The 18,930-nt window shown below is 61.5% G+C and carries 16 protein-coding genes and 1 pseudogene; 15 read left to right on the top strand and 2 right to left on the bottom strand.

What is annotated here, in order from left to right:
• Positions 1 to 26: 26 nt before the first annotated feature.
• Positions 27 to 2,792, bottom strand: coding sequence for a TonB-dependent receptor (locus SB772_RS11210; RefSeq protein ID WP_410833323.1), 2,766 nt, complete (start codon positions 2,790 to 2,792; stop codon positions 27 to 29).
• 563 nt (positions 2,793 to 3,355) lie between these two features.
• Here SB772_RS11210 and SB772_RS11205 point away from each other — a divergent pair.
• Positions 3,356 to 4,993 carry a phospholipase C gene (locus tag SB772_RS11205; protein WP_410833382.1) on the top strand — a complete coding sequence of 546 codons (1,638 nt, stop codon included), beginning with the start codon at positions 3,356 to 3,358 and terminating at the stop codon, positions 4,991 to 4,993.
• Between the two features lie 30 nt (positions 4,994 to 5,023).
• Positions 5,024 to 5,116, top strand: a pseudogene (locus SB772_RS11200) (phosphate acyltransferase); the annotation flags it as partial.
• Between the two features lie 204 nt (positions 5,117 to 5,320).
• Here the strand turns inward: SB772_RS11200 and SB772_RS11195 are convergent.
• On the bottom strand, positions 5,321 to 5,506 hold the full coding sequence (locus SB772_RS11195; protein ID WP_410833322.1) for a hypothetical protein: 186 nt from the start codon (positions 5,504 to 5,506) through the stop codon (positions 5,321 to 5,323).
• A 273-nt stretch (positions 5,507 to 5,779) separates the two neighbouring features.
• Between SB772_RS11195 and SB772_RS11190 the strand changes: the two genes are divergently transcribed.
• From SB772_RS11190 to SB772_RS11130, 13 genes are all read left to right on the top strand, one after another.
• The gene (locus tag SB772_RS11190) at positions 5,780 to 5,938 is read left to right on the top strand and encodes a hypothetical protein (protein WP_410833321.1); all 159 of its coding nucleotides are present in this window, start codon (positions 5,780 to 5,782) and stop codon (positions 5,936 to 5,938) included.
• A gap of 447 nt (positions 5,939 to 6,385) precedes the next feature.
• Positions 6,386 to 7,717 carry an extracellular solute-binding protein gene (locus SB772_RS11185; protein ID WP_410833320.1) on the top strand — a complete coding sequence of 444 codons (1,332 nt, stop codon included), beginning with the start codon at positions 6,386 to 6,388 and terminating at the stop codon, positions 7,715 to 7,717.
• Between the two features lie 7 nt (positions 7,718 to 7,724).
• Positions 7,725 to 8,642 carry a carbohydrate ABC transporter permease gene (locus SB772_RS11180; protein ID WP_410833319.1) on the top strand — a complete coding sequence of 306 codons (918 nt, stop codon included), beginning with the start codon at positions 7,725 to 7,727 and terminating at the stop codon, positions 8,640 to 8,642.
• Between the two features lie 3 nt (positions 8,643 to 8,645).
• Positions 8,646 to 9,533: a carbohydrate ABC transporter permease gene (locus tag SB772_RS11175; RefSeq protein ID WP_410833318.1), complete on the top strand. Its 888-nt coding sequence runs from the start codon at positions 8,646 to 8,648 to the stop codon at positions 9,531 to 9,533.
• Positions 9,534 to 9,544: 11 nt separating this feature from the next.
• Positions 9,545 to 10,648: an ABC transporter ATP-binding protein gene (locus SB772_RS11170; protein ID WP_410833317.1), complete on the top strand. Its 1,104-nt coding sequence runs from the start codon at positions 9,545 to 9,547 to the stop codon at positions 10,646 to 10,648.
• Positions 10,645 to 11,520 (top strand): FAD binding domain-containing protein, encoded by an 876-nt coding sequence (locus SB772_RS11165; protein ID WP_410833316.1) that lies wholly within the window; start codon positions 10,645 to 10,647, stop codon positions 11,518 to 11,520. Before SB772_RS11170 ends, SB772_RS11165 begins: the two co-directional genes overlap by 4 nt.
• Before the next feature lie 3 nt (positions 11,521 to 11,523).
• Positions 11,524 to 12,012 carry a (2Fe-2S)-binding protein gene (locus tag SB772_RS11160; protein ID WP_410833315.1) on the top strand — a complete coding sequence of 163 codons (489 nt, stop codon included), beginning with the start codon at positions 11,524 to 11,526 and terminating at the stop codon, positions 12,010 to 12,012.
• Positions 12,005 to 14,359 (top strand): xanthine dehydrogenase family protein molybdopterin-binding subunit, encoded by a 2,355-nt coding sequence (locus SB772_RS11155; RefSeq protein ID WP_410833314.1) that lies wholly within the window; start codon positions 12,005 to 12,007, stop codon positions 14,357 to 14,359. Before SB772_RS11160 ends, SB772_RS11155 begins: the two co-directional genes overlap by 8 nt.
• Before the next feature lie 15 nt (positions 14,360 to 14,374).
• Positions 14,375 to 15,256, top strand: a complete 882-nt coding sequence (locus tag SB772_RS11150) for an NAD(P)-dependent oxidoreductase (protein WP_410833313.1) — start codon at positions 14,375 to 14,377, stop codon at positions 15,254 to 15,256.
• Positions 15,257 to 15,265: 9 nt separating this feature from the next.
• Positions 15,266 to 15,931: a CoxG family protein gene (locus SB772_RS11145; RefSeq protein WP_410833312.1), complete on the top strand. Its 666-nt coding sequence runs from the start codon at positions 15,266 to 15,268 to the stop codon at positions 15,929 to 15,931.
• A 187-nt stretch (positions 15,932 to 16,118) separates the two neighbouring features.
• Complete coding sequence (locus SB772_RS11140) at positions 16,119 to 17,258, top strand: porin (protein ID WP_410833311.1); 1,140 nt, start codon at positions 16,119 to 16,121, stop codon at positions 17,256 to 17,258.
• A gap of 91 nt (positions 17,259 to 17,349) precedes the next feature.
• On the top strand, positions 17,350 to 17,661 hold the full coding sequence (locus SB772_RS11135) for an NIPSNAP family protein (protein ID WP_410833310.1): 312 nt from the start codon (positions 17,350 to 17,352) through the stop codon (positions 17,659 to 17,661).
• 78 nt (positions 17,662 to 17,739) lie between these two features.
• Complete coding sequence (locus SB772_RS11130; protein WP_410833309.1) at positions 17,740 to 18,897, top strand: M20 aminoacylase family protein; 1,158 nt, start codon at positions 17,740 to 17,742, stop codon at positions 18,895 to 18,897.
• Positions 18,898 to 18,930 lie beyond the last annotated feature (33 nt).

Below are 18,930 nucleotides of genomic sequence, written 5' to 3'. Positions count from 1 at the left end.
CATTATTTTCAACCGTTTTAAGAAAGTTATTCGTGGATCGTCATGCCGACCATCACGGTCGGGCCGTAGAACTCGCGCTGGATCGGACGGTCCGGCGAGCCCTCGTAGAACTTCAACGGTGTGTTGAGGATGTTGCGCACGTCGAGATAGATGCCCACATCCTTTCTGATCTGGTAGCTGCCGCCGAAGTCGAGCGAGAAGCGCGACGCGGTGTAGATATCGGTTGCAGCAGAACTGCCCACCGCCCACAGGCTCTTGCCCACATAGGAGGCCGACAGGCGCATGTCCAACGGACCACGCTCGTAGAACACGCTGGCGTTGTACGAATTGCGCGGACCGGATGGCAGCGTGTGGTCTTCACCCGGGCGAATGTCCAGGTGTGAATTGGTCCACGTCCAGTTCGCGTCCGCGCCCAGGCCGCTCAGGAACCCCGGCAACTGCGTGAAGTGCTGTTCATAGTTGGCGGTGACACCTCGTACACGTGCCGACGCGACATTGGCAAAGCTTACGAGCTTGATGGGGCCCGAATACCCCGGAAGATACGGCGAGCTGAAGACGGTGGATGACTGGCCCACGACGTAGTCGGTCATCGACTTGTCGAACGCGCCGAGCGAAATGATCCCGCCATGCGGCAAATACTTCTCGAACTGAATATCGAAGTTCTGTGAAGTGGTCGGCTTCAGGTTCGGGTTACCGGTGGTCACGGTTCCCGTTCCCGCATCGGCCAGGACCGACGCACTGCTCTGGACAAAGCCCGGACGCGCGATCGTGCTCGAATAGATCGCGCGACCCACCAGCGTCGGCGTGAAGTCGTAGCGCAACTGCAGGGACGGAAACAGGTTGAAGTAGTTGTTCGCCGTCTGGTTCGGCGTGACGGAGCTACCGTTGATCAGATTGCCGCTGAACGTATCCTGCGTCCATTCGCCGCGCAGACCCGCGAGCACGCCCAGTCGGCCCCAGCCGAACTGATACTGGCCATACATGCTGTAGATGTTCTCGTTGATAGCCGAGAACGCGGCGGCGTCCTTCAACGGGTTACCCGTTACGTTGCCGTTGGCCACAGCGGCGCCATAAATGCCGCTCATGACGCCATCGCTGATGGACGGCCCGATGTTGTACATGCCGTTGTAGAAGACGTTCGGCGCGCCGAACACCGCCTGCGACAGTGGGATTCCCCCGGCCGGCGAGTACGTGTAGTTGCTCTGCGCGCTGGCGAAGGTCATTCGGCGCAGGCCAGCGCCGAACTTGAACTGTTCGTCATCGGCACTCGTGAAGTGAGTCGGCAGCGTGTAGTTGACGTTGGCCGACCACTCATTGGTCTTGACATACTGCGACGAGTTGACGATCTGGCCCAGCGTGTAGCCGGCGGGATTAGCCGGGTTCGGACCGGACACGATCGATTGCGTCGCGTAGTCAGAGCCGGGGTAATACGTCACCGTGGCCGGGGTGCCGTTGTTGAACGTCGAGTTCAGGTCGTACGGTTTGTCGTAGGTTCCACTGGTGAAGCCGGCGCGATAATCGATCTTGCCGAGCCCGATCCTGTTTTCACCGCCCAGCGCAAAAAGTTGCGTTCGCAGCGTCTCCTTCTCGTCGCGCAACCCCTTCGCATAGGTTGCCGTATCCGTGAGCGTGCCGTTCGCATTCTGGACCGGATTGCCAGTGAAGTTGGTCTGGAGGTCTTGCCGGTTCACGTTCTCCGTATAGCCGAAGTTGTAGTAGCGGAAGTACCACTTGTTGTCGGCGTTAGGCTGAAAGTCCAGTTCGCCGCCGTAGCCCAGGCGCTTGCGATGATAGTTGTAGTAGCGCGGGTCGGTTTGCGCGTAGGCCTTGTTCGGTACGCCAGGCGCATCGACATAGGCGTTTTCTTCGTCGTCGACGCCGCGGTGGTCCTGGTTATAGGCAAAGGTACCGATGAAGGTGAACGGCGCGTCGGAATATGACGTGATGCCCGAACCGAGACCGGCAATGCCGTGCGCACCGAAGCGCGCACCCGCTGTCATCTCGACATCCGAAACTGTGCTCCCGCGCAGCGTTTCGACACCTGAACCGAGCTTGGCATCCAGGAACGGCTTGCCCGAAGGGGGCAACGTGCGGGGCGAAATGTCGATCGTGCCGCCGAGCGCATCGGCATCCTGTTCGGGCTTGTTGGTGTTGGTCACGAGGATCTGCCCGATCATGCCGGCCGGAATCGTATCGAGCGCGACAGCACGTCCCCCGTTCTGGGCCGAAGCCGGGTTGGTCGGCGGCAGGTGGATGCCACCGAACGTGGTGCTGTTCAGGTTGGTGTCGAGGCCGCGGATGTTGACATAGCGGCCTTCGCCGGAGTCCGTCTCGAGCGATACGCCCGGCATACGCGCAGCGGCTTCAGCGGCGCTCACGTCGGGGGCCTTGCGGATGTCGTCGGCGGTCCGGACGGTCACCATGTTCGGAGCGCTCTGCTGGGTCGCGCGTGCGACGACGTTCGCGGTGCGCTGCGACGCGACGGTCACGTGGTCGAGCGAGGCAACGGGTGCGTCCACGATGACGTCGTTGTTTGTGGTGTTGTCCGCGCGCGCCACCACAGTCCGTTCGACCGCGGATGAGCGGGTAGGCGTGATGACCAGTGTGTATTGGCCCGCTGGAAGCCGGGTGAAACGAAAAGCGCCGTCAGACGAGGTGACGGTGCTCGTTCCCGTCTCACGAATCTGAATTTTAGCGCCGGCAAGCGGACGCTTGTCCGAGCTCGACAAAACGTGACCCCGCAATGTCGCCATATCCGCTGCATGTGCGACGGTCAAAGTTGCGCTACTCATCAATCCCACCAACAACCCTGCCATATGCCTGTGCGGCATGTTGATTCTCCGTCAATCGTTGCAAACATCCCGACTGGTTACCCACGTTCGTAGTGTCAGGACTGTGAAAATCTCGGCACCTTATCGAAAATTGCGCCGTGTAACAACTAGATAGGATGACTAAAAATGGTCCAAGCCGCCTAACTGGCGCAGGTACTCACCGCGTTGACCGGATCGACATCGTGAATCGCATGTCCGATGCGTTCACCTTCGACGCGGGAGACGTTTTACGGAGATACTGTGACGCTAGCGTGTCATCACGGCAATGTGGATAGAAATGTAGTCGTCATGTGACGACACCATTTTTTTGCCGACGTGTGCTCTGTTTTATGGCGTAAGAGCTGTAAAAAACAGCCGATTTAATGTTGTTTTGATGCGACTTCAACATGAAATTCGAATAATTGTGTACGCTATATATCTTCATGTGACGATCATAGTCACGACACCGGTGCAAGCGAGAATGGGCGTGTTCCGTTCGAAATGCGATGCATTGAGAAACACTTCAACAGGTAGACATAGACATGATGTTCGTTCGTCGGCAATTTTCCTTGGCAACTGCACTAGCGCTTTGTCTGTCTATCTCGCTCGGAGCATATGGTGAGGCCGGCGTCACATCGAGCGTCGCAACTGCCTCGGTACCGCGGCCCCAAGATGGAGTGCAGACGGCTACCCCGATCAAACATCTTGTCGTGATATTCGGCGAGAACGTTTCGTTCGATCACTACTTTGGAACCTATCCGAATGCGCTGAACCCGGCCGGTGAGCCGGCCTTCAGCGCATTGCCCAATACGCGACGGATCAACGGGTTGCTGGACGGGCTACTCAGGGCCAATCCGAATTCGACGAACGCCGCCAACGGCTCCGACGCGGCAGATCCATTCCGTCTCGATCGCTCGCAGGCGCTTACGGCGTCACAAGATCACGCCTACAAGCCGGAGCAATTGGCATTCGATAATGGCGCGATGGACCTGTTTCCAAAATACACCGGCCGCACCTCGGCAACAGGCGGTTCGAGTGCCTTGTACACAAAGGGGCTCGTGATGGGGTATTACGACGGCAACACCGTTACCGCGCTGTGGAACTATGCGCAACATTTCGCGCTAAACGACAACTCGTTCGACACGACGTTTGGCCCATCCACGCCTGGCGCGCTGAACCTGATCTCCGGGCAGACGAATGGGGCGATGGTGGCACCCACGAATACGGACAATCGGAACATTGTCAGCGACGGCGCCAGCGGCCTGACAATCGTCGGTGACCTCGATCCGACGGGCGACGTCTGCTCCAAGGGCACGACAATCAGTATGCAGGGGAAGAATGTGGGCGACCTGCTGAACGCGAAGAATATCTCGTGGGGCTGGTTTGAAGGCGGCTTCGACCTCGGCGCGAAGAATGCGAACGGAACGACGGACTGCGCGCGTAGCTCATTTTCACCGGTGGTGCAGGGCTATAAGGCCGACTACGTGCCGCACCATCAGCCGTTCCAGTATTACGCGTCCACCGCTAATCCGAGGCACGAGCGTCCTGCATCCGTTGCGGCAATCGGCACCAGCAGCGACGGCGGCGCAAACCATCAATACGACATCGATGACTTCTACGCGGCAGTGAGCGCGGGGAATTTTCCTGCCGTCAGTTTCCTTAAGGCGCCGGCGTACCAGGATGCGCACGCGGGCAATTCGGACCCCCTCGATGAGCAGGCATTCGTGACGAAGGTAGTCAACTTTCTCCAGCAACAGGACGACTGGAAGAGCACGGCAGTCGTGCTCGCCTACGACGATTCAGACGGCTGGTATGACCATGTATCTCACGTCGTCAATGGATCGACAAGCGCGCAGGACGCGCTCAACGGTCCGAATACTTGCGGCCGAGGTACACCGCTCGATGGGCTAGCGGGTGTGCCGGTGCAGGGCCGCTGCGGGTATGGTCCGCGTCTGCCGCTGCTTGTGGTCTCGCCGTACGCGAAGGAAAACTATGTCGACCATACGCTGACCGACCAAACCTCTATTCTGCGCTTCATCGAAGACAACTGGCTGAACGGGGTGCGCGTTGGACAAGGTTCATTCGATGTCATGGCCGGCACAATCAATAACATGTTCGACTTCGGCTCACCTCGGAACTCCAGGTTGTTTCTTGACACCATGACCGGCCAACCACAACGCTAGTCGATGGGTGCGTCGATGGCGGTTACAACGCAGCTTGCCGAGATCACGATCATGACAGTCGAAGAAGTGCGCCGTTTCGGTATCGAATCGAAGGTCGCACCGGTGTCGCATTCGAACTTCGGCTGTTGATGAGGAAAACAAACTAATTCAACGCATCGTCGCGAGCGGAAACGCTATCGACGACTAAAGCCATGGAAAGCGCGATTTCTTTCTGCGCGTTGCTGTGGTGCTCGACTCCGCACGAGTGAAGGCGTGCCCGGTGGCGAGTTTGAAGATGAAGGCAGAGAGGAAGTACATGAATGGTGGGTTCCGGTTTAAATATCTGGTCTATGTGAGAAGCGGCCTGTCGGTCACTTCATCGTGCAGTAGGCAGGGCCTCTCAAAAACGGCGGGCACCACGGATTCCGTGAAGCCCAGTTCCACAAAGTCGAATTGTCTTTTGCGGATGCGGTGCGCCGGCTTGGCGCCGGCAATGACCACTGCCGCGTTGCTGAACCGCTTGAAGCCGGGCATGACTGACTGGCGGGTTGACAAAGACATGGGCAAAGAACCGGAAGCGGGCGTTGATCGACAGACCCGCAGACACCGCCGGTCGACGTGCATGCGGTCGTCAGCAGTCAAAGATGGGGCTCGCTTCGCGACAGCCTGAAACAGACCTGGCTCTGCCGGGTGGCAGGCGGGGCTGCTTTTCACGCCTTGACGATATACTCTACCAAATCATAAGTCGTCACGTGAAGATATATTTTTTAAATGATAGGCGCCGCAGCGCCTGCACACCTGACAGAGTTGGGCTGGCTGCTGCACGGGGCGGTGTCGCACCTCGCGATTCGCCGCCGTATCTACTCGAACGACAATACGATGCCTTCCGGCGCAGTGATTGCGATGCACGTCCGTGCCTTTCTGGCCAGCATGCCTTCGCTGCTGCCGGCGCTGGAACACGCCTGAGCGCGACGCGCTGGGCAGTCCGCCAGTCCGCTGGATTCGCCCGGCCAGCCCGACACTTTCTGACGTACCTTCATCGGGTATGCGAAGCACGCGCGTTCTTCCTGGGCAGCCCTCTGCGCGTGCCCGACCTCGCCAGAACCCCCGTCAAATCGCGGTTTCGCGGCGTCGCCCGCCATCAAGGTATGTCCAGTCATCCGCCGTTCGACGACTATGGTTGATGCGATCGAGCCGGGAAATTCATCGGATGAAATGGCTGGAAAAGTCCGACGAAACAGTGAGATGTGCTCATCAGGTCCGCGGCATCTGCCGATTGAAAATTTTTTACAACAAACATATGTCGTCAGTTGACGATTTATTTTCTCGGGAATATCTTCGCGTCTCAAGAGGTAGCCGAATCAGCGGCTACGCCACGTGTGAACAGCGCCGCGCAGGCGGTCGGAGCGAACCATGAGTAACGTCGTCAATAGATTCGGGAACGGTCGTCGTCGATTTCTACAGTTGTCGGCGGGCGCCGGGCTCGCTGCTTCCGGTTTGATGGGCGGGATGTCACGGGCCTTCGCTGCCGACAGCGTGAATCTCCATACCTGGTCGGCCGGCGTCGATACGGTGAAGCGCATGCTCGTACCGTTTCAGAAGGAATCGGGGCTGAACGTCAACTACAACAACCTTCCGTTCGCACAGTATCGCGAGGCGATGGTGACGAAGTTCGTCGGCCAGGCGCCGATCGACGTGCTGTGGGTGTCCGACGGCTGGCTGCCCGAGTGGGCCGACGCGGGCTGGCTTGCGCCGCTCGACGGCTATCCGCAACTGCTCAAATACAACGGCGACGTGCAGGACTTCTGCACCCAATCGATGCGCTACAAGGGTCGTCAGTACGGTCTTACGTACTACACCGACTACATGGCGTTTCTGTACGACGCGGACAAGCTCGCAAAGGCGGGCATCGCGGCGCCTCCTGCAACGTGGGACGAACTGGTCGCCCAATCGCTGAAGATCAAGAATGCGGGTCTCTCGCAATACCCGCTGATGCTGTCGATGGCACGCGAAAGCTGGCTTATCGAGTTCATGTCGTCGCTGGTGTTTTCCAACGGCGGCCGATTTGTCGACGACAGCGGCAAGGCGGTGATGGACGATCCGAAGCACGGCGCGCTCACGTCGCTGCAATGGGTCGCCGATGCGGTCAACAAGCACCACATCGTTTCGCCTGCCTGCGTCGAGTTGGGCGAATTGAACGGCTTCAAGGCCGTGGCGTCGGGCAATCACGCGTTCGCGTTGTTGCCGCGCTACCGGATTCAGGCACTTAACGATCCGCGCCAGTCGCGTGTCGCGGGCCATATCAAACAGGCGTTGATGCCGGCCGGCCCGAACGGTTCGCACGCCACGGTTGCGTGGATGCGCATGCACGCGATGAGCGCTGCCGCCGGCGCCAACAAGACGCGGGCCGCTGAGGCGACGCGCCTGATCGAAGCGTTCGGCGGACGATTCGACGGCCAGTACGCGTTCCAGAAAGCGATGTTCCTGGACACCGGCACGGCATTCGGCGTGAAGCCGCTCTTTAACGACCCGCAAGTCCGCACCGCATATGAAAAGTACGGCGACTTCGCGATGTTCCAGAAGCAGCAGGATCTGGCCCGCAAGAAGGATGTGATCACGCGCTGGTTCGGCGAGTGGGACGAGACCAACGGGACGGCATGGCAAGCCGCGATCCTCGGTCAATCGAGCGTCGCCGATGCGCTTAAGACGTCCGCGCAGAAGTGGACCGCGTTGAGCAAAGCCTGAGGTCGATATGAGCGTTCAAGCCCTGGGCCGCCGCTGGCTTGCCAGACATTCCGTGGCGCCTTCCGATCAGCGTAGCGCGATGCTGCTGCTGACGCCGATGATGCTGGTGCTGCTCGCAGTCGCCGTGTTTCCGGTGCTTTATTCGTTCTGGACGAGCCTGTTCGACATTCATTTGACGCGGATGAACCGCGTGTCGTTCGTCGGCCTGGGCAACTACATCCAGACCTTCCGCGACCCGATGTTCTGGGCTGCGGTCGAGCGCACTGCGTGGTTCACCGTCGTGTCGGTCCTCGCGATCATGGTCGTCGCGACGCTGATGGCGCTATTGCTGAATCAGGAATTTCGCGGCCGGCGCATCCTGTCGACCGCCTTGCTGATTCCATGGGCTATTCCGTATGTGGTCGACGGTCTGATGTGGAAGTGGATCTACGACTCAGGCTACGGCGCGCTCAACGGACTGCTGTTGCAGCTTGGCGTGATCGGCCAGTACATGGTGTGGCTGGGTGATACGAACAAGACGCTGGCGCTGATCTGCAACGCATTCGTGTGGAAGGAAGTGCCGCTCGCGACCATCCTGCTGCTTGTGACGATGAAGTCTATTCCGTCGGACCTGTACGCGGCGGCACGCGTAGACGGCGCCAACCTGTGGAGCCGATTCGTGCACGTGACGCTGCCGGCGATGCGTCCCGGCTTCATGCTCGTGATGATCTACGAAGCGATGATGGCGGTGCGGCACTTCGACCTCTTCTTCATTCTGACAGAGGGCGGTCCGGCCGACGCGTCTCACGTGCTCTCCTGGCACATCTACGTCGAGACGTTCCGCAACCTGTCGTTCGGCACCGGTGCGGCGGTCGCGTATGTGCTCGCGCTTGCCACGTTTGCGATGTCGTACACCATCATTCGTCTACTCGGCAAGAGGCTCTAAGCGATGTCGTCTTCTCTCTTTGCCAAACGCCTGGCGCTGCTGGCCGGTTCAATCGTGATGTTGCTGTATGTGCTGGCACCGGTTGCGTGGCTGCTGTCGTCTTCGTTGCAGCGCGAAGCGGATATCACGTCGATTCCGCCACACTGGATTCCCCATCCGCCGACGCTGTCCAGCTTCAAGGCAATCGTCGCGGCAAGCACCGGCACAGCGCCGGACGACGGCAACGCCGCGTTCATTCCGTCCACCGCGCAGTACCTGTTGCCGGCGCTGCGCAATAGCCTGGTGGTCGCCGCTGCGGTGGTGTTGCTGAATCTGCTCGTCAGCGTTCCCGCCGCTTATGCGATGGCGAAGATCCGTTATATCGGCCGCGATCTGTCGGTGTATTTCATGCTGGCTACCCGCGTGATTCCCGATATCGCACTCGTCGTGCCGTTCTTTCTGTTCGTGCGCAAGCTCGGCCTGCTCGACAGCGTCGGGTCGCTGATCATCACTTATCTGGCGATTACGGTGCCGTTCAGCGTCTTCATGTTGCTTAGCTATTTCGAATCGCTGCCGGACGAGCTCGACAAGGCGGCTCGGGTCGACGGCTGCTCGCGGATTCAGGCTTTGCTGAAGGTGTTTTTGCCGCTCGCGGTGCCGTCGCTCGTCGCCGTCATCATGTTCACGTTCCTGACCAGCTGGAACGAGTTCCTGTTCGCCTTGATGTTTACGCAAACCGCCGCGTCGCAGACCGTCCCGATCATCGTCGCGTCGTTCACGTCGGATTTCACGACGAGTTTTTCGTTCATCAACGCAGCCGGCGTGGTCGCGATCGTGCCGCCGGTGATCATCGCCGTGGTGTTCGAGCGTTACATCGTGTCGGGTCTGACTGCCGGTGCGGTAAAGGGATAAAGGGAAAGGCCATGGCTCAAATCGAATTTCAGCAGGTGGGCAAGCAGTATGCGAACGGGCATGTCGCATTGGAGAACCTGAATCTGCAGATCAGGGACAAGGAGTTTCTCGTTCTGCTCGGACCGTCCGGCTGCGGCAAGTCGACGACGCTCAACATGATCGCCGGACTGGAAGAGGTCACTCAGGGCAGCTTGCGGTTCGACGACGTCGAAGTAAACGGCTTGCCGGCGCACCGGCGCGACGTGGCGATGGTGTTTCAAAGCTACGCGCTGTATCCGCACAAGAACGTGTACGACAACATCGCCTTCGGCCTGCGGATGCGCAAATATCCGCAACAGGAGATCGATGCGCGGGTGCGCGCGGCCGCGCAGTCGCTTGAAATCGAGCATCTGCTGGACCGGCGGCCCGGGCAACTGTCGGGTGGGCAGCGCCAGCGCGTCGCGCTCGGCCGCGCAATGGTGCGCCAGCCCGCCGTCTTTCTGATGGACGAACCGCTGTCGAACCTCGATGCGGCGCTGCGCGTGTCGATGCGCGCGAGCATCAAGGCACTGCATCAGTCGATGCAGACGACCTTCGTGTACGTGACGCACGATCAGGCCGAAGCGCTGACGCTCGCCGATCGCATCGTCGTGATGCGCCAGGGCGTCGTGCAGCAGATCGGCTCGCCCGACGACATCTACGAACGGCCAGCCAATAAATTCGTCGCCAATTTCCTCGGCAGCCCGCCGATCAACTTTATAGACGGCGTGCTGATGCAAGGCGACCACGGTTTGCATTTTCGCAGCGGCGATCTTTCGCTCGCCCTCGATGAAGAGACACAGCGCCTGCTCGCAGGATGCAGTGGCCGGGCAGTGTCGGCCGGTATTCGTGCCGAGGACATCGACGAGCATGGCGACTCGACCGATTGCTCGCTGACAGGCGACATAGCCTCGTTGCTGCCGGTCGGCTCCGATCAGTTTATCGGCCTGCAATGTTTGGGACAGTCGATGTTTTTTCGTGTTGGCAAGGAGCGTTCCTGCAAAGTCGGTGAACGCGTGTCCCTGTCGATCAACCGCCGCCGTCTGCACCTTTTCGATCGGGCGAGCGGTGTGAACCTGAAGGCGCAGAACGCATGAAACCCGCGGTATTTTCGTATCACCGGCCTCACACGCTTGAAGATGCGCTGTCGCTGCTCGCGCTGCACGGCTTCGACGCCAAAGTCATCGCGGGAGGGCAAAGCCTCGCGCCGATGATGAACATGCGCTTTGCGCAGCCGGCGCATCTGATCGACCTCAACGCGTTGCCGCAACTCAGCGGCGTGACGCTTGCGGGTGATTCGCTATCCATTGGCGCGATGACGCGCCATCACGAGGTGGCCACCAGCAGCACGGTGCGCGCCGCTTGTCCGCTGCTCGCGGAAGCGGCCGCGACCATTGGGCACTACGCGATCCGCCAGCGCGGCACGCTTGGGGGCAGCCTTGCGCATGCGGATCCTGCTGCGCAAATGCCGCTCATCGCGAGCACGCTGGGCGCTCGCATCGAGATTGCCGGACCGGACGGCAGCCGCGAGGTGCCGGCCGCAGCGTTCCTGATTTCGGTGATGACGACCGATCTCGCCGCTGAAGAAATCATCCGTGCCGTGCATTTCCCGGTCGCGCGCCCGGGCGAGCGGCACGCATTTGAACTCTTTAGCAGGCGGCACGGCGACTTCGCGATTGCGGCTTGCGCACTCACCGCCGTGCTCGACGGCAACAGATTCTCCAGCCTGCGCATTGGCCTCGGCGGCGTGGCGGACGTCCCGCTTGTGCTGGACGAACTCGCAGCTGACTTCGCCGGCGCCCCGGTCGATGCGCCGACGCTTGCCGCAATCGCCGACGCGGTGGCCGGCGCTATCGATCCGTACGACCAACCGGACATCAGTGCCGCTTACCGGCGCGATCTCGTCAAGGCGCTCATGGCGCGCGCGTTGCAACGCGCGACGCAGTCTGCCAACACGACCTCGAAGTGAGTCATGAAAAAGAAAGCAATTTATCTCAGTGTGAACGGCACCCGTCACGAAGTGCATTGCGAGCCTCGCAAGCTCCTTTCCGATGCGCTTCGTGAAGACTGCCGTCTGACCGGCACGCACGTCGGCTGCGAGCACGGCGTATGCGGCGCATGCACCGTCCTGATCGACGGCCGTCCGGCGCGCTCGTGCCTCGCGTACGCCGTTCAGTTGGACGAAGTGCAGATCACCACGATCGAAGCTGTCGCGCAGGACGGCCGCCTCTCTCCGCTGCAGCAGGCGATGCATGAGTGTCATGGTCTGCAGTGCGGCTTTTGCACGCCGGGCATCGTGATGACCTTCGAGGCTTATCTGCGCGAGCACCCAAGCCCATCTGAGGCCGAGGTGCGCGAGGCGCTTTCCGGCAACCTGTGCCGCTGCACCGGGTACCAGAACATCGTGCGGGCGATCCTGCTCGCGGCCGCGCGGATGCGGGGGGAGAGCGCCGATGTCTGAGCAATCGTTTCGTTATCTCAACAAGGCGGTGCCGCGCACCGAAGACTATCGCCTGCTGACGGGCTATGGCCGCTATCTCGACGACATCGACATCGCGGGCGCCCTGCACGTGAGCTTCGTGCGCTCGCCGCATGCGCATGCGCGGATCGTTTCGGTGGATACCGCGGCGGCTGTCGGCATGCCCGGTGTCGTAACCGTCGTCACCGGACGGGAGCTGGCGCAGTGGACCACGCCGATGCGTGTCGCCGCGCCGGTCGAGGGCTTGTTGCCGGTCGAGTTCGCGACGATGCCGACGGACATCGTGCGCTTTCAGGGCGATCTTGTGGCGTGTGTGGTCGCCACGAACCGGTACCTCGCGGAAGACGCGGCGGAGCAGGTCATGGTCGAGTTCGAGCCGTTGCCTGTGGTGACCGATATGTGGCGGGCGCTCGAAGCCGATGCTGCGCAAGTCGACCCCGGGGTGCCCGGCAACCTGGTGTCGCACCAGACGTACTCGAACGGCGACCCGCAGAGCGTGAGCCAGCACGCTTACCGCGTGGTCGAGGCGACCTTTCAGCAGCAGCGGCAGACCCATGTGCCCATTGAAACGCGCGGTTGCGCAGCAGTCTGGGACGCCGGGCGCGACCACCTGACGTTCCACATCGGCACCCAGGTGCCACATCCTTTGCGCACTCAGCTCGCGCAACGGCTCAGGCTCAGCGAATCGCAGGTGACGGTGATTTCGCCTGATGTCGGCGGTTCGTTCGGCCAGAAAATCGCCTTGTACCGCGAAGAGCTGACCGTCGCTGCACTCGCGCGTCATCTGAAGCGGCCGGTGCGCTGGCGCGAAGACCGTCTCGAGAACTTGACCGCGGCGGCCAATTCGCGCGAAGACTTCTGCCGCACGCGCGCCGCGGTGGATGAGCACGGCACGCTGCTCGCGCTCGATCTGGAGATCCGCGAAGACTTCGGCGCGTATTGCTTCTTTCCGGCGAACTATCTCGCGCGCGTCGTCGCGATGGTGTTGAGCGGACCGTACCGGCTGCAGCACTATGCGTTCGACGTGAAGGTCGTGCTCAGTCACAAATGCGGCAATGCACCCATGCGCGCGCCGATGTCCATCACCAGTTGGGTCATGGAAGGCACGTTGGAAGCGATTGCGCGCGAACTGAAGCTGGATCCGGTCGACGTGCGCCGCCGCAACCTGTTGACGCCGGAAGAACTGCCGTACCGCACGGCCACCGGTGAATTGCTGGCCGACATCACGCCATCGCAGACCTTTGAGGCGGTGCTGGCGGCCTTCGACTACGACGCGTTTCGCGCACGCCAGCAAGCGGCGCGGGCGGCCGGCCGCTATCTTGGGCTTGGACTGTGCAATGTCGTCGAGCCGACGACGTACGGTTCGCGCTTTTATAAATCAGCCGGCATTCCGGGTTCGGGACACGAGGCAAGCTGGATCCGTATCGAGCCGAGCGGTGCCGTGAACGCGTCGGTGGGTCTCGGCCCCAGCGGACAGGGCTACGAAAGCGCGATGGCCAATGCGGTGGCCGAAGGCCTGGGCGTGCATCCGTCGAGCGTGCGTATTCATCTGGGCCACACCGATATCGCGCCATACGGGATGGGCAGCCGCGGCGCCCGTAGCGGCACGGCGGGCGGCGGCGCGCTTTATTTGTGCGCGCTCGATGCGCGCCGCAAAGTGCTCGCAATTGCCGCCGGTCGTCTCGACCTGCCCGATAGCGACTCGCTGCGCCTTGTCGATGCTCGCGTCGAGCGCCGTAGTCGCGACACGTGGGTCGACGCGGGTCTAACGCTCGCCGAGGTGGCGCGGAGTGCCTATATGGATCCTACTTCGCTGCCGCAGGGCCTCACGCCTGGCCTCGAGTTTCACCTGACCTACGATCCGCCGCCGATGACCTACTCGAATTCGACGCACGGATGCGAGATCGAGCTGGACGTAGCCACCGGTGCGATCCATTTTGCGCGCTACGTGATCGCCGAAGACTGCGGCACGCTGCTCAATCCCACCGTGGTGACGGGGCAGCAACATGGCGCAGTGGCGATGGGATTGTCCGGCGCGTTGTTCGAGCATACGCGCTACGACGAAACGGGACAGAACGTGACCGGCTCGCTTGCCGACTACCTGATCGCCACTTCGACCGAATTACCCAATTTCGAAATCATCCCGTTGCATACACCTAGCCGCGCGACGGCGGCGGGCATCAAAGGGATGGCCGAAGGCGGCGTGATGGGCGCGCTCGGTGCCTTGACCAACGCCGTGAACGACGCGCTAGCGCCATTCGGCGTGGTCGCCGACCGTCATCCTTTGACTCCCATGCTATTGCGCGACCTGTTGCGCGACAAAATCTGACCGGATCAGACAATCATGAATCAATCTGCAAGCAAACCCGCTGTCGGCTTTATCGGCCTCGGCATCATGGGCGCCTCGATGGCGGCGCGACTCGCCGCAGCCGGCTATCCGCTGCACGTCTATAACCGTACGCGTGCGAAGGCCGAGCCGCTCATCGAGGCGGGCGCATCCTGGCACGCCACCCCGAAGGCGCTCGCTGAAGCGTCCGACGTGGTCATCACGATCGTCGGCATGCCTGACGACGTGCGCGCGCTGTACCTCGGCGACGACGGTCTGATCGTGAACGCGCGGCGCGATGCCGTGCTGATCGACATGACGACCTCGAGTCCGCAACTGGCCGAAGAGCTAGCCGCGCACGCTGCAGCCAGCGGCGTGCACATGCTGGACGCGCCGGTTTCGGGCGGCGATGTCGGCGCGCGCGAGGGGCGGCTGTCCAGCATGGTGGGCGGCGCGGCCGACGTGCTCGCGCGCGTCGAGCCGATGCTGCGCTGCCTCGGCACGAACATCGTGCTGCAAGGCGGGCCGGGCGCGGGTCAGCACACCAAGCTGTGCAATCAGATCGTGATCGCATCGACGATGCTGGGCGTGTGCGAAGGCCTGGCCTATGCGCACGGCGCCGGACTGGATGCGCAGACCGTATTGAGCGCGATCGGCGGCGGCGCGGCGGGCGGCTTCCAGTTGAATAACCTGGGGCCGCGCATCGCGAAAGGCGATTTCGCGCCAGGCTTCTTTATCGAGCATTTCATCAAGGACATGCGGCTTGCGCATGAGGAAGCCGCTCACATGGGACGTGAGTTGCCGGGTCTGGATCTGGTGCGCAGCCTTTATCAGAAACTCGCTGAGCAAGGCTTTACGCGCAACGGCACCCAGGCGCTGTTCAAACTCTACGAGCGCTGAGGTGTGGCGATGAAGCTAGCTGATCAATGCATTCTCCCTGCACGGCCCGAAGCCGTGTGGCGTGCGCTGAACGATCCTGCCGTGCTCGAGGCGTGTCTGCCCGGGTGTAAATCGCTTGCGATGCTGGACGAGCGGCATTTTGAGTCGACCGTGCAGATTCGCGTGGGTCCGGTGGCGGCGACCTTTAAAAGCAATGTGGAGCTGTCGGACCTTGATCCGCCCAGGGCTTACACGATTGTCGGCACGGGCAACGCGGGCGCGGTTGGCTTTGCCAAGGTCACTGCGCGCGTGCAGCTCGAACCGCAAGCCGAGGCAACCGTGCTCGTGTACGACGCGGATGTCGAAATCGGCGGAAAGCTCATGAGCGTGGGGTCCCGCCTGATTCAGTCCGCAGCGGGCAAGAATCTCGACGCTTTCTTCGGCGCGCTGAAGGCGCACATCGAAAAGGAGGCGGCGCTCGTGGACTCCCTGCAAGTCATCGAGCCGGCGCCGCAGGCACAGCCGGACGACGGGCCACTGACCGGCGGCGTGCAACGTCAGGCGCACGGCGGGACGAAGCCGTCCACCGTCACGCCCAAACCTGGCCCGACACCGGGTCTGCGGGTCTGGCTGGTCGGTGCAGGTTCGGGTCTGCTCGGATTGCTGGTGGGATTTTTGATTGGGCACGCGGCCTGACGGTCCGCGTCGCGATGGTGGTGCCCGGCCTGCGTGCAGACCGGGCACCGCTTCGAGAAGTAAGGAACCTCGGCGCTGCAATGCGTGAGCGCGCTGCGCGTGGATCACAAGCCATTCCAGTGGCAACCTTGTTCGTTCTGTAGTTCAGCGTTTGATCAGATCCATTTTTCATTCGACAGGAATTCTCGTGAGCAAAAAAATAGTTGTCCTAATGGCGATGACCTGCCTTGCAGAGGCAGCTCAGGCGCAAAGCAGCATGACCCTGTACGGCGTCGCGGACGATGGCATTACCTACACCAACAATCAGGGCGGACATGCCAATTACCAGACTTTCAGCGGTGGTCTGGGCGGAAGCAAGTTCGGCCTGCTGGGCAGCGAGGATCTGGGCGGTGGCACGAGTGCAATCTTCCAGCTCGAGAGCGGCTATGACGTAAACAGCGGCAAGCTCGGCTATAACGGCCGGCTGTTCGGCCGTCAGTCATATGTGGGCTTGTCCGGCAACTACGGCAGCGTGCGCCTTGGGCGGCAGTATGACTTCATGGTGACCAATCTGCAGCCGCTGACTTCTTCGCTGGCGTTCGGCGGCTCGCTGTCGTCGCATGCGGGCGACGTGGACGGAATCTGGGGCACGTATCCCGTCAGCAACTCGGTCAAGTATGTGAGCCCGACGTATCACGGTATCACGGCGGGCGCGCTCTATAGCTTTGGCGGCGTGGCGGGTTCGGTCGGCGCGTCGCGGCAGTACGGCTTCGGCCTGAGCTATGCGAACGGTCCGCTGAAGCTGGCGGCCGCGTATCTCTACGTCAACAACCCGGCGGTGACGCGTTTTGACGGCGCCACGGGGGCGACAGCCGGTGGGGCGTTTACGAACCCGGTGACGAACCCGATCTACAGCGGCTATGCCACCGCGCACAGCATGCAGACCCTCGGTATGGGCGGCAACTATCAGTTCGGTGCGACGACACTAGGCGCGCTTTACACCGACACGCGCTTTAACAATGCAGTCGCGACAGCCAGCACCACGTTTCAGGGTTCGGCAACACTCGATTCTTACGAAGCATTCGTCAGCCATCGCTTTACACCTGCTGTCATGGCGGGTCTGACCTACGACTACACGTCGTCACCGCATGCGCACTACAACCAGGTGGCCGCGGGTTCCGAGTATTCATTTTCGAAACGTACTTTCACTTACCTGATCGTTGCCTGGCAACGCGCCAGCGGCGTCGATTCGACGGGACACGCTGCGGTAGCCGATCTGACTTATCTGTCACCTTCGTCGACGCCCAATCAGGTCGCGGTGCGCGTGGGCATCCGACACAGCTTCTAACTTGCAGTGGAATACAGGTCTGTCGGGCGGCATGACAGCGTGCCCGGTGGCCGTCGTTTTGTGAGCGTTTGAATTGCAACAGGAGGCAATCATGCTGGTGGAAATGCGTACGTATCAGATTACGGCAGGAAAGGTGGGCGAGTTTCTGCAAATCTACGAGCGCGAGGGGCTCGCGATCATCAGTCAGTACGCCCGGCTCAAGGGCTGCTGGACTAAAGACTCGGGCACGCTGAATTCGGTCGTGTTCTGCTGGAGCTACGACGACTACGCGCATCGCGCCGCGCAGCGCGCGAAGCTCGCAGCGGATCCGCGTTGGCAAGCCTTCACGCCTCGCATCCTGCCTTACCTGGTGCATCAGGAATCGGTGTTCCTTGCGCCCGTGCCGTTTTGCCCTGCTGACTGAAGCAGAAGCGGTGAAGTTCTCTGACCACCGGGCGTGCAACGGTACTTGCTGCGCCGCGGTCTGTTTGTGAGGTAATCAATGATTGAAGCTGATTTGGTCGACAAGATGGTGACGTGGCGTCGTGCACTGCATGCGCACCCCGAGACCGCGTTCGAAGAAGTCTCGACGGCACGGCTGGTGGCATCGGCGCTGCGCGACTACGGTTTTGAAGTGACCGAGGGCGTGGGCAAGACTGGTGTGGTCGGCACGCTGCGAAGGGGGAGTGGTCCTGCGCTCGGATTGCGTGCGGATATGGATGCGCTGCCGATGGTGGAGTACAACGAATTCGAGCACCGTTCGCAACACCGCGGAAAAATGCACGCGTGCGGTCACGACGGTCACACCGCGATGCTGCTGGGCGCCGCTGCTTCGTTAAGCCGCGATACCGGTTGGCACGGTACGGTGAACGTGATCTTCCAGCCCGCCGAAGAGGTGGCGGGCGGCGGGCGCGTCATGGTCGAAGACGGACTGTTCGAGCGTTTCCCGTGTGACGCGGTATTCGGTCTGCACAACTGGCCTGGCTTGCCGCTCGGCCATTTCGCGATCAACCGTGGGGCGATGATGGCCTCGTTCGATACCTTCGAGATTCTGGTGGACGGCAAAGGCTCGCACGCCGCAATGCCGGAAGAGGGAATCGATGCGCTGGTCTGCGCGAGTCATGTCGTGATCGCGCTGCAGACTATCGTGAGCCGGCGCATCTCGCCGAAAGAAGCATGCGTCGTGAGCGTCACGCAGGTTCATGGCGGCGAGGCCTGGAATGTATTGCCTGACCGCGCCGTGATTCGCGGCACCGTACGCTGCTTCGATGCCAACGTGCAGGAGCGCGTACGGAGCTTGCTGGATGAAATCGGCACGCTGACCGCGCAGGCGCATGGCGCGAAAGCGACGCTGTCTTACCACTACGGCTATCCGGCAACGGTCAATGCGCCGGCCGAAGCCGACGTCGCGCTCGATGCGGCGCGCGCGACCGTCGGCGCGGCGAAGGTGACGTTGGGCTGTAAGCCGTCGATGGCCTCGGAAGACTTCGCGTTCATGGCGCAGGCCAGGCCGGGTGCGTATGTCTGGATGGGCGTCGACGGGCCCGAGCCTGGCGCTCCGCTTCACAACCCGCACTACGACTTCAACGACGACGCATTGGCTATCGGTGCGTCGTATTGGGTGAACGTCGTGAAGGCGTTTGGCGTTGCGCGCGTGTGAGGCCTGGCGGCTGCCCTATGCGACTGGGTGGCC

It is taken from the genome of Paraburkholderia sp. SIMBA_030 (assembly GCF_046535245.1).
Lineage (GTDB): Bacteria > Pseudomonadota > Gammaproteobacteria > Burkholderiales > Burkholderiaceae > Paraburkholderia.
Note: the sequence above shows the minus strand (reverse complement) of the source record. Positions and strands in the feature narration are given on the sequence as shown.